General features: G+C 63.9%; 11 protein-coding genes and 1 rRNA gene. 9 read left to right on the top strand and 3 right to left on the bottom strand.

The annotated features are described in order from the left end of the window. Positions 1–49 precede the first annotated feature (49 nt). On the bottom strand, positions 50–271 hold the full coding sequence (locus Q0319_RS10295) for a flavin reductase family protein (protein ID WP_363322265.1): 222 nt from the start codon (positions 269–271) through the stop codon (positions 50–52). Between Q0319_RS10295 and Q0319_RS10300 the strand changes: the two genes are divergently transcribed. Continuing rightward, entirely contained in the window at positions 270–1,082 is an 813-nt protein-coding gene (locus tag Q0319_RS10300) for a helix-turn-helix domain-containing protein (protein WP_299452245.1), read from the top strand. The two genes, Q0319_RS10295 and Q0319_RS10300, sit on opposite strands and share 2 nt — an antisense overlap. A gap of 84 nt (positions 1,083–1,166) precedes the next feature. On the opposite strand, the gene Q0319_RS10305 is transcribed toward Q0319_RS10300, so the two are convergent. Next, positions 1,167–1,487 (bottom strand): DUF4148 domain-containing protein, encoded by a 321-nt coding sequence (locus tag Q0319_RS10305; RefSeq protein WP_087783229.1) that lies wholly within the window; start codon positions 1,485–1,487, stop codon positions 1,167–1,169. Positions 1,488–1,631: 144 nt separating this feature from the next. Continuing rightward, complete coding sequence (locus tag Q0319_RS10310; RefSeq protein ID WP_299452248.1) at positions 1,632–2,843, bottom strand: GGDEF domain-containing protein; 1,212 nt, start codon at positions 2,841–2,843, stop codon at positions 1,632–1,634. Positions 2,844–3,079: 236 nt separating this feature from the next. Between Q0319_RS10310 and Q0319_RS10315 the strand changes: the two genes are divergently transcribed. The 8 genes from Q0319_RS10315 to Q0319_RS10350 all read left to right on the top strand — a co-directional run. Further along, positions 3,080–3,784 carry a riboflavin synthase subunit alpha gene (locus Q0319_RS10315; RefSeq protein ID WP_087783227.1) on the top strand — a complete coding sequence of 235 codons (705 nt, stop codon included), beginning with the start codon at positions 3,080–3,082 and terminating at the stop codon, positions 3,782–3,784. 120 nt (positions 3,785–3,904) lie between these two features. After that, positions 3,905–4,534 carry a TetR/AcrR family transcriptional regulator gene (locus Q0319_RS10320; RefSeq protein ID WP_296468392.1) on the top strand — a complete coding sequence of 210 codons (630 nt, stop codon included), beginning with the start codon at positions 3,905–3,907 and terminating at the stop codon, positions 4,532–4,534. Between the two features lie 11 nt (positions 4,535–4,545). After that, entirely contained in the window at positions 4,546–5,697 is a 1,152-nt protein-coding gene (locus Q0319_RS10325; RefSeq protein WP_296468381.1) for an acyl-CoA dehydrogenase family protein, read from the top strand. Positions 5,698–5,719: 22 nt separating this feature from the next. Further along, positions 5,720–7,234: a 3-hydroxyacyl-CoA dehydrogenase gene (locus Q0319_RS10330; RefSeq protein ID WP_296468379.1), complete on the top strand. Its 1,515-nt coding sequence runs from the start codon at positions 5,720–5,722 to the stop codon at positions 7,232–7,234. A 79-nt stretch (positions 7,235–7,313) separates the two neighbouring features. Further along, the gene (locus tag Q0319_RS10335; RefSeq protein WP_296468377.1) at positions 7,314–7,535 is read left to right on the top strand and encodes a hypothetical protein; all 222 of its coding nucleotides are present in this window, start codon (positions 7,314–7,316) and stop codon (positions 7,533–7,535) included. Positions 7,536–7,930: 395 nt separating this feature from the next. After that, positions 7,931–8,860, top strand: coding sequence for a hypothetical protein (locus tag Q0319_RS10340; protein WP_296468375.1), 930 nt, complete (start codon positions 7,931–7,933; stop codon positions 8,858–8,860). A 110-nt stretch (positions 8,861–8,970) separates the two neighbouring features. Beyond that, positions 8,971–9,873: a carboxylating nicotinate-nucleotide diphosphorylase gene (nadC, locus tag Q0319_RS10345; protein ID WP_296468374.1), complete on the top strand. Its 903-nt coding sequence runs from the start codon at positions 8,971–8,973 to the stop codon at positions 9,871–9,873. 611 nt (positions 9,874–10,484) lie between these two features. Then, a 16S ribosomal RNA gene (locus tag Q0319_RS10350) occupies positions 10,485–10,604 on the top strand; the annotation flags it as partial.

Consider the following 10,604-nt stretch of genomic DNA (forward strand, 5'->3'; position numbering starts at 1 on the left):
GGGGGCAGCGGTCGTGACGCAAGTCATTTACGCCGAAACCGCCCGCCAGCTAGATGTGGCCATGGGCGCGGACTTGCTTGTTGACGCAGGCGAGTAACTGCGGCGGCTCTGCGCTCACGCTGCACACTGCCGTGGCGGTCAACCCCCGGCGTTCTCTGTCATATGAGGTGCTGGCGATGGCGACGGCGGACGGGATGCGGCGCATGGCGGCCTTGAACGTGTTCGCGCTGGGCGTTTTCTGTGTCGGCCTCTTATCGGTTCTTGAATTCATGGCATCCAATCAGGCAGGCATTCTCACTCCGCCCGCCTCGGGCCCGCGCGGCATCCAGTCCATCGAGATCGGTTACCGGATCCTGGTGGCGATCCAGATGGGCCCCGGGGCGGTGGCGCTGAAGGACATCGCCGCCCGGGCCGGTGTGGCGCCTAGCGCAGCCCATAACTATCTCGTCAGCTTCGTGCGAACCGGGATGGTCAAGAGCGATGGCCGAGGCTTGTACAGGCTGGGACCCAGCCTGGCGGCGCTTGGCATGACGGCAGCGCGAGATGTCGACCATTTCGAGCTAGTCCGCGTGGCGGCCGTGGAGTTGGCCGAAGAAACCGGGCTGGGCGTGGCCGTGGTCATTTGGAGTAACGGGCCCGTCATCCTGATCAATCAAGCGGCGGTGAGGGGGCGCATTTTCGACCTGCGCAACGGGCCGGTAGAAATGTTGCACACGGCTGCCGGCCATGTCTTCGCGGCGTACCTGCCTGCATCGGCGGTATTGCCGGTCCTGGTCCGGGAGCTGGAAACCGACGGCCTAGCCGTGACGCAGGCCGAGGCCCAGGCCAGGCTGGAGCGCATACGCCGGGCGGTGATCGATAGAGGATATTCGGTGGTCGAGCTGCGTACTTTGCCTACCTATGTTGCGGTGAGCGTGCCGATATGGAACACGCACGGCGAGGTGGCGTACGGGTTGACCATTACGGCCCCGATGTCGATGCTGGACACGAGTCCAGGCAGCGCCCAGATCCGCGCGCTGCGGGAGAAGGGACGCGAATTGTCGAGGTTGCTCGGGGCGCCTGCGGAGCGTTGGGCCGGCTAGCGGCAAAGCGCGCGAGCGCCGCCGCCCCTTTCCGGCCCGGTTGCGGGACGTATCGGCCGCGGCGACGAAACTCGCACGATAGTCTTACAGGTTGTGGGGATACTCGAGCGGGCCGTCGACGCGATGGGCGGTGCGGTATTCCTCGAGTTCGCGTAGTACTTGCGCGCGGCTGACGGGCGCCCCCGAGGACTGGATGACCCGCTCGGGGTAGCCGTCGTCGGCGTAGACGATTCCGCCATTGGCCCGGGCTTGCTCCAGTTCGGCACGGACTTGATCGCGCGTCAGTTCGTACGTCGTGGAGATGGGCGGGGGCGGAAAGTCGTTCCCGATCTCGTTCTGGTCCGCATGCGCGACGGCACCCAGCAGGAAAGACGAAATCAACGCGGTGTAGGCAATGGTCTTCATGGCATTCTCTCCAAAGTGTTTGAAACGGGGCGATTGGGGGTCAACCGCCGTGCTTTGAAGATAGGTGCGCAAGAATCCCTTTAAATACTCCAAAACTTGAAATGACTTTCTTGTTTTGGTGAACAATCGATATTTGCCTGGGCGTTACAAGGTGAGGGCTTCGGGGGATCGCTCGTCCTCCGCGAGCGCGCTGCAGGTTTTTTCCGGTGTGCTTTCCGCCGCGATCCGGTTCTTTCCCTGCCGTTTGGCTTCGTAAAGCTTCCTGTCGGCGCGGGCGAACAGGTCGTAGAGCGGTTCCTTCATGCGGGACTGGGCGATGCCGAAGCTCGCCGTCAGGGTGAACGTGCCGCGGGGAGTCATCACCCGCGTCTGCGCAAGAAGCATGCGCATCCGGTCGGCAGCCTGGGCGGCGCTGGTGCTGGAGGCGCCCGACATCAAGACCGCGAACTCGTCTCCCCCGAGGCGCCAGGCCAGGTCGCCGTGACGGACGCACTGGCGAATGATGCGTCCCACCTCGGCCAGCGCGGCGTCGCCGGCCATGTGCCCGTATGAGTCGTTGATCTGCTTGAAATGATCCAGGTCGAGCAGGATGAGCGCCGAGGGCCGGGCCGCATCGCGCTGTACGTCGCTATAGCCGGACTCCTCGAAGTTGCGGCGGTTCAGCAACAGCGTCTGGGGGTCGGTGATCCGTTCACGCTTGAGCGAGGTCACCACGTCAGCCCATGCCGCGGCCAGCTGCGTGCCGCCGAGCAAGACCAGCATGCCCAGTGATGCCAACATCGTGTCGGGGGATTGGGCGAGGCCGGCGCCGGGGAATACGCCTCCCGCCGTCCGCGCGGTCAGGGCGGTCCCGAGCAGGTGTCCCGCGATAAGGACCAAAAGGCCCCAATGGGCGATACGGTCTTCCAGGCCGGCAGGGCGCGTCGCGCTCAACCGCATCCAGGCCAGGAGCAACAGCGAACCGGTGCCCATGCCCAGCGTGTAGGCAAGGGCCGCGGCGTCTCGTTCGACGAGGTCGAAATAGGCCAGGAGCGCAAACAAGCCGATGCCGAGCGCGGTCAGCGGCGCGGCGTCGGTTTGCGCCTCGCCGCGCGCCAACATGCCCCGGGTGAGCGCGAGCACGCTTGCCACGTAGAGGGTGGCCGCGGCGAGGCGCAGCGGAAAAACAGGCGCCTGGGGTGCTGCCAGCAATGCCGCGCCGGCATACAGGCCGAACGCCAGGGCGTACAGTAGGAGGTAGCGGCGCGAGCGCGCGTGATTCCAGATGCAAAGCGCAAAGCCGGCGAACAGCAACGCGGCCGCCGCATGACCGAATACTATGAGTTGATCGACGGTGAACGGAGCGGGTAATTTCATCTTCGCACTCCTGAGCCCTGGTGCGAGGGGCTCTTCTGGGACCATGGCGTCATCATAGGTACGCCGGCCATGTCGGCAAATGCCTGACGGATAGTTGTTCACATTTGGTGCCCCCGCATCGGGAACGGCGGCTCCCGCGGGGCGGCCACTCGTGGACGGCGCGGCGGCGCGTTAAAGTCTCGTCTGTGATTAATCGCGAGGATGGGGTCGCCGTCCTCGAGCGCTAGAGGGATATCGTGTTTACCGGAATCGTCCAGGGCACCGCCAAGATCATCGCCATTGAAGACCGTGAGGGCTTGCGCACGTTCACGCTCGAATTTCCCCCGGGGTTCTGCGAGGACCTGGCCATTGGCGCCAGCGTGTCGGTGGATGGTGTGTGCCTGACGGTAACCGGCATTGCCAGCCCCACCGTCGCTTCGTTCGACGTCATCCTCCAGAGCCTGAACGTCACCACCTTGTCGGAATATGGCGTGGGCGCGCGGGTCAACGTGGAGCGGGCGGCCAAGGATGGCGCCGAGATCGGAGGGCACCCGCTGTCCGGTCACATCGATTTTTCCACTTCCATCCTGGAGAGCCGCTCCTCCGACACCAACCGTGTCCTGCGCATCGCGATTCCCGAGCCTTTCCGCAAGTACGTTTTTGCCAAGGGGTACATCGCCATCAATGGCGCCAGCCTGACGGTTTCCGAGGTCAATCGGGCCGAGGGCTGGTTCGAGGTCTGGCTGATTCCCGAAACGCGTCGCGTCACCACCTTTGAAGAGAAGACGGTCGGGGACCGGCTGAACGTCGAAATCGAGCGCAGCACGCAGGTCGTGGTGGACACGGTACGCGAAACGGTCCAGGAAAGCCTCGGGCGTCTCGTGCCGGTGCTCGAGGCACTGTTGAAAGAGAAGGGGATGACGCTGGAGGATTTCCTGCCAGCGCCCAAGGCTTCGGATTGAGCCGCCTGCCGTCCCGCCATGCGAGCGGGGCGGAACCGGGAGCGCGGGCTTGGCATGGGCGCATGCTGCGGTTATTATTTACCGAACGATCGGTAAATAAATAGCGCGGGCCCAGCCATGATGACGACGGCATCCTCTCCCAAAAAGCGCCGCCCCGGACGCCCGCCGGTGGTGGCCGACGCGCGCGAGCGCATCTTGCTCGAGGCTTCCAAGCTCTTCGCGCAAAGCGGGTATGAGAACAGCTCCATTCATGAGCTCGCTGCCGCCATCGGGATGACCAAACCGGCCATCTACCACTATTTCGCAACCAAGCAGGACATCTACGACGCCATCATCCTGCGTACGCTGGAGGGCTTGATCGCAGAAGTCTTTCCCGCGGTACAGGCGGAAACCTCCGCCGTGGACAAACTGCGGGTATTCATGACTGTTCACGCCGCGTATCTCGAGCGCAATTATTGGAGCTTCGTCGCCATGCTGGTGGGGTTCAGCGGCATGAGCCCGCATTATCGCGAGGATGCGGCGCGGTTGCGCGATGAGTACGAGCGTTTCTTGCGCCGCATCCTCGAGCAGGGCGTGAAGGAGGGCGTGTTCCGCGCCGGCCAGGTGGCCGTTTCGGGGCGCGCCGTCTTGTCACTGCTGAACTGGATGTCGCGCTGGTTCAAACCCGGCCATGGCAGTAAGGCCGAACACATCGCGCTCGAGTATTTCGAGCTTTTGTACGCCGGCCTGTGCGTGCGACCGGCTTCTTGAAGGGGATCATCATGTCATTAGACGCGGACACTTTGCGCATGCTGGTCGAGGCCACGCGCACCTTCGTCACGGAACGCCTAATGCCGCTCGAGGCCGAGGTGGCGGAAAGCGGTTCGATTCCGCCGCAAGTGCGGGAGGAAATGCAGGCGCTCGGCTTGTTCGGCTTGTCCATTGCGCCGGAGTATGGGGGGCTCGGCCTCAACATGGAGGAAGAGGCCCTGATCGCGATGGAGCTGGGGCGGACGTCGCCGGCGTTCCGGTCGCTGGCCGGCACCAACATCGGGATCGGCTCACAGGCGATCGTGCTGGCGGGTACGGATGAGCAGCGCAAGAAATACTTGCCCAAATTGGCGAGCGGGGAATTGATCGGGTCGTTCGCGCTCACCGAGCCGGAGGCGGGATCCGATGCGCTCTCCTTGCGCACGACGGCCCGGCGTGACGGCGACCATTACGTGCTCAACGGCACGAAGCGGTTCATCACCAATGCTCCGATAGCAGGGCTCTACACGGTGATGGCGCGTACCGCGGAAGGGCGCCGGGCCGATGCGATTTCCTGCTTCCTGGTGGAAGCCGGGACGCCGGGTATTACGCTTGGCAAGCCCGATCGCAAGATGGGACAGGCGGGCTCTCTGACCTGCGACATCATTTTTGAGGATTGCCGTGTGCCGGCCAGCGCCTTGCTCGGCGGTGAGGAGGGCAACGGTTTTCGGACCGCCATGCGCGTGCTGGACAAGGGCCGGCTGCACATTGCTGCCGTGTGCGTGGGCATGGCCGAGCGCCTCATCGCCGAATCCGTCCGTTATGCTACGGAACGCAAGCAGTTTGGAAAAGCCATTGCCGACTTCCAGCTTATCCAGGCCATGATCGCCGACAGCCAGACCGAGGCGTATGCTGCGCGCACGATGGTGCTCGACGCGGCGCGCAAGCGGGACCGCGGCGAGCCGACTACGCTGGAAGCCTCGTGTTGCAAGCTGTTTGCCACGGAGATGGTGGGGCGGGTGGCAGATCGCGCCGTGCAAATCCACGGTGGGTCGGGTTACATCGCGGAATACGCAGTCGAGCGGTTTTACCGAGACGTGCGCCTGTTCCGGCTGTACGAAGGCACTTCGCAGATCCAGCAGCTCGTCATCGCCCGGGAGACGATCAAGGCATATGCGGCCTGAAGGCCGGAAGGAGAAAATATCGATGAAGCAGATCCAGCACGTGGGCATCGTCGGCGCCGGCGCCATGGGGCGCGGCATTGCGCAGATCGCCGCCCAGGCGGGCCTCAGGGTGTCCATGTACGACGCTGCGCCGACCGCGCTTGCCTCCGCGCGCGAGTTCTTGCAGCAGACCTGGGAAAAGCTGGTCCAGCGTGGCAAGCTGGATGCCGCCCAGGCCGCGGCCGCCCTCGAGGCGATCGAGCCGTGCGAGGATCTTTCAGCGTTGCGGGAGTGCGACTTGGTGATCGAGGCCATCGTCGAGCGGCTCGATGCCAAGCAGAACCTCTTCCGGCAGCTCGAGGACATCGTCAGCAGCGAATGCATCCTGGCGTCGAACACGTCGTCGTTGTCCATTACTGCGATCGCTTCCGCCTGCGCGCGTCCTTCCCGCGTCGCGGGCTACCACTTCTTCAATCCCGTGCCGCTGATGAAAGTCGTGGAGGTCGTGGACGGCTTGCGCAGCGACCCGGCCGTCGGCGATGCCCTGGCGGAACTGGCACGTCGCATGGGGCACACGCCCGTGCGCGCGAAAGACATGCCCGGCTTCATCGTCAACCATGCGGGGCGAGGGTTGAATACCGAAGGGCTGCGCGTGCTGCAGGAAGGCGTGGCGACCTGCGCGCAGGTCGATGCCATCATGACCGAACAGGCCGGCTTCAAGATGGGGCCCTTCGAGTTGATGGACCTGACCGGCCTGGACGTCTCGCACCCCGTCATGGAGTCGATCTACACCCAGTTTTTCGACGAGCCGCGGTTCCGTCCTTCGCCCGTGACGACGGTGCGCTTGGCCGGAGGCTTGCTCGGGCGCAAGACCGGGCAGGGGTTTTATACCTATGTCGACGGCAAGAAACAGGTGCAGCCCGAAACGCCTCGACCATCCGTCACGCCCCTACCCGAAGTTTGGGTGTCGCCGGTGAGGCCAGATGCGCGGGCGGCGGTGGTCGAGCTGTTGCTGGGGATGGAGGCCCGGGTCCAGGATGGGCCGCACCCGGGGGATGATGCACTGATCGTGGTGACGCCGTACGGGGAGGACGCCACCACCGCGGCATGCGACCAGGGGCTGGATGCGCGCCGGACGGTCGCCGTGGACACCTTGCACGGGCTGCCGGTGGGGCGCAGGCGTACGCTGATGGCGACTCCCCTGACGGAGTCGAGGTGGCTCGATGCGGCTGCCGCCCAATTTTCCGCCGACGGTGCGCCGGTCACGGTGATCCAGGATTCCCCCGGGTTCGTGGCGCAGCGCATCGTTGCCACGATCGTCAACATTGCCTGCGAGATCGCGCAGCAGCGCATCGCAACTCCGGCGGACATCGACCAGGCAGTCAGGCTAGGCTTGGGCTATCCCCAGGGGCCGCTGGCCATGGGGGATGCCCTGGGTGCCGCCCGCATCGTCGAGATCCTGCGCAACCTGGTCCGGGTGACCGGCGACATGCGTTATCGGCCCAGCCTGTGGCTGCAACGCAGGGCCCAGCTGGGGATGTCTTTGCTGGCGGGCTAGCGGATCGGCGTCGCCCGCTGGTTTTCATGAGCGATCTTCTATCTTCTACAATGCGGCGCTGGTTTTGATGGAGGATGCTATGGGACTTTTCATGGACCCGCGGCGGCGGCCGGATGATACGCGCGGCAGCTATAACCGCCGCCGTGCCCCGTGGCTGGTGCTCGTCGCCATTGGCTGCACGGCCTATATGCTGTCCCGGGGTTATCCGAGTTCCACGGGCTGGATGGCCATGATGGTGCTCTGGCTGGCAGCCATTTTGTCGGTCACGTCGGCGGATTGGAGCGATTTACGCAAGAAATGACCCTTGCACGCCGCCGGCGCGTGCCGGCCCCCAAGCCTTAGTCGCGGCGCTGGGGGCGCAAGGGAGCAGCGGCGGAGGGCGGCTTTTTATCCTTTGTGGTGACACGGCTCGGCGTGCCGTGGGCGGAGGTCGGAAGGTTGCGCTGGTTGGCGGGTGGCAGCAAGGTCGTTCCTGCGGTGGCCCGTGCGGCAGGTGTTTTCGAAGCGGTCGTCATGACGGTCTCCCCAATCCGTAGGGTCCGGCGGCAACCGCCAAGCGCCGCAAGTATCATGCCGCCGGCCCTGGCGGGGCGGCCCGGGTCGCGCCCGGCGTCTATATTGGCGGCCCCAGATAGGTATCATTGAGCCTACCCATCCGCTTGGTCATTTTTCCACTCTTTCTCGCTTTTCCTATCCTTGACTGCCGCTGTTCAACATCCCCTGACCGCCGAGTTGGTCGCCGTGCTCGTGGCTGCAACCGACTCCGAGCCGCTGGTCTTGACGACGCACGATGGGAGCATGCTGCCGTCCGGGCCTTTTGAGTCGGGCCACCGTTCGCTGCAAGCCGGGCTGCGGGCTTGGGTCGAAGAGCAGACACATCATCCGCTGGGGTACGTCGAGCAGCTTTATACCTTTGCCGATCGCGACCGTACCGAGCAGAAGACTGAGCAGCGGGTCATCTCCATCAGTTACCTGGCTTTGACCCGGCAAGGACCTGTTTCCGGTGCGGACGCGGCATGGCATGGCTGGTATCGCTATTTCCCGTGGGAAGACCGGCGTTCGCCGTCTGCGGAGTTGGATGCTTTGATCGCGGGTGCATTGTGCGAGTGGGTGTCCTCGGCATCGGAACCGGCCCTGAAACGCGCACGCCAACAGCGTGTCGACCTGTGCTTTGGACTCGGATCCCGCTCGTGGAACGAAGAGCTCGTCCTGCAGCGCTATGAGCTGCTATTCGAAGCTGGCCTCGTCGAGGAGGCCGCCCGCAGGACGGGACGGCCGGGGCTTTCCCCGCTCGGTCAGCCCATGCGTCACGATCACCGGCGCATTCTCGCCACTGGCATCGCGCGCCTGCGCGCCAAGATTAAATACCGGCCCGTCGTGTTCGAATTGATGCCCCCAGCCTTCACCCTGCTGCAGCTGCAACAAGTGGTGGAGGCGTTGTCGGGGCGCTACCTGCACAAACAGAACTTCCGCCGCTTCATCGAACAGCAGCAGTTGGTCGAGGAGACCGGTGCCTTGTCGACCGAAACGCCGGGTCGTCCGGCCAAATTGTTCCGCTTCCGCGGAGACGTACTGCTGGAGCGCGCCCTGAGTGGTACCAAGCTTCCACTCGCGCGGAGCAATTGAGACGTTCTTCTTCCTTGGGCGCGGCTATCCCTATTGACAGTCTTTATGCTCATATCTAGCATAAAGGACGAGGCTAAAGCCGCCATTTTTTTCCACGGAAAATACTCAAAATGAGCATAAATATTATGGGCGCCTCCGGCAGGGGCGAGACCGAGCAGTGGGATGTCGCCCCGCTTCCGCAAGTCATGATTGAGCCGCTGGTTCGAACTGCCTTGTTGGAAGACCTGGGGCGCGCGGGAGATCTGACGACGAACGCCATCGTGCCGGCCAACCATCGCGGCAGGACGGCGCTGGTGGCGCGCCAACCGGGCGTGGTGGCCGGCATGGATGTGGCGCGCTTGGCGTTCCAGTTGGTCGACCCGGAAATCCGGGTCGACATACGCAAGCCCGACGGCAGCCGTATCCGGCCGGGCGACGTGATCGCCATGGTGGAGGGCAACTCCCGCGCCATGCTGATGGCAGAACGCACCGCGCTCAATTTCCTTTGTCATATGAGCGGCATCGCCTCGTCTACCGCGGCAGTGGTGGACGCCATCGGCGATGCGCGCGCGCGGGTGGTGTGCACGCGCAAGACCATGCCGGGCCTGCGCATCGTGCAGAAGTACGCCGTGCGTGTGGGCGGCGGCTCCAATCACCGGTTCGGCCTGGACGATGCGGTGTTGATCAAAGATAACCACGTGGCGATTGCGGGCGGCGTGGCGCAGGCGGTGCGGCGCGCCCGTGCAGGCGTGGGCCATTTGGTGAAAATAGAACTGGAAGTCGACACGCTGGAGCAGTTGGACGAAGCGCTCGAGCTGAAAGTCGACGCCATTCTGCTCGATAACATGAGCGTGGAGGCCATGGCCGAAGCCGTTCGCCGAGTGGATGGCCGGGCGGTGACGGAGGCGTCCGGCCGCATTACGCCGCAGACGGCGCCGGCGGTGGCCAAGACGGGCGTGGACCTGATCTCGATAGGGTGGCTGACCCACAGCGTGGGCGTGCTGGACATCGGCCTGGATCACGCACCTTCTTGATGCAGGCGCGGGCCCGAACGGCTCACGCGGTTACCCGCCGGAGCCGTTCCTTGGCATTGTCGGGCCCGGTTTGCACCCACCGGAAAAACCGTGCTATAGTTTCGTTCTCGACGCGAACGACGCAACGCAAGAGCGAAGCGGCGGTTGCGGCGAGTGAGATGACGGCCTTGTGCCAGCAGTTACGCCAGAAGGCGGGTGCGGTGGGGTAGTCATCGAGAGAGGAAGTTTGCGGTGCCGGATGGGCACGGCGGCTTGATCGAATCGGGAGGTGAGCGTAGCGAACTGAGCGATTTGACAGACGAAAAAAACTTCTTCATAATCTCGCTTCTTCGCTGATGACGCAGCGCTAAACGAAAGGCGCAGCGCCGGCGGGGGGGAAGAGAAGTAGGCAGTACCGTTCTTTAACAAGTTAACAGCCGATAAGTGTGGGCGCTTGGTTTGGGCGCGAGACGGCTGAGTTGGGTAAAACTGACTTGGCTGGTCGACGCAAAATGAATCAAGTGCTCGCAAAGGAAATCAGTAGGTAAATCCAATTTACCGGTGATTTCTTTGAGTACGCAAGCGATCGTGCCGCGGGGTGTAAACCTCGTAGTACGAAGAAACTAGAGATTGAACTGAAGAGTTTGATCCTGGCTCAGATTGAACGCTAGCGGCATGCCTTACACATGCAAGTCGAACGGCAGCGCGGGCTTCGGCCTGGCGGCGAGTGGCGAACGGGTGAGTAATGCATC

Source organism: uncultured Pigmentiphaga sp. (genome assembly GCF_937950555.1).
Taxonomy (GTDB): domain Bacteria; phylum Pseudomonadota; class Gammaproteobacteria; order Burkholderiales; family Burkholderiaceae_B; genus Pigmentiphaga.